At 30.6% G+C, this 496-nt stretch carries 1 protein-coding gene; it reads right to left on the bottom strand.

The window, feature by feature from the left end:
- Positions 1-126: 126 nt before the first annotated feature.
- Positions 127-273 (bottom strand): hypothetical protein, encoded by a 147-nt coding sequence (locus P3R27_RS14725; RefSeq protein ID WP_023520189.1) that lies wholly within the window; start codon positions 271-273, stop codon positions 127-129.
- Between the last annotated feature and the right edge of the window lie 223 nt (positions 274-496).

The following is a 496-nucleotide window of genomic DNA, read 5'->3' on the forward strand; positions in this document are numbered from 1 at the left end:
ATGTGCTTTTCTTATCGCTTGTTCTCTTATAATGGTTAGGTGCCGATTGAAGATTTGAGCGAGTTACTACAATCGATTAAAAAGCAAAAATTCTCTGTCTAACTAAGGAGTTGACTTCTAGTATTTTTATTTTTTTGTTCTTTGCTTACTACGCTGATTACTTTTCTTCACTGCTTTTGCAGCAACAACGCTTGATAACAAACCGTCACCCATTACTTTATCTGTAGCTTTTTTGGCAACTTTGTACTTCACTGCTGATTTCAGGATACTCAATAGCACGCACCTCCTCTTATACATTCAAATAATATGATAGATTTAAGAATTTTGTATGAAATTTGAGATAATTTAACCATAAGTTGTAAAATCTTGTTATATTATTATTTGAGGTGATTTTTATTTTCTTAATTCTAATTCTATATTTTGTTAGTTTCACAATGTTTACAACCGGTTGGATAATTCATCAAAAAAAACTTGATGTTGATCAATCGAATTGGAG

Source organism: Enterococcus spodopteracolus (assembly GCF_030441955.1).
GTDB classification, from domain to species: Bacteria; Bacillota; Bacilli; order Lactobacillales; family Enterococcaceae; genus Enterococcus_B; species Enterococcus_B spodopteracolus.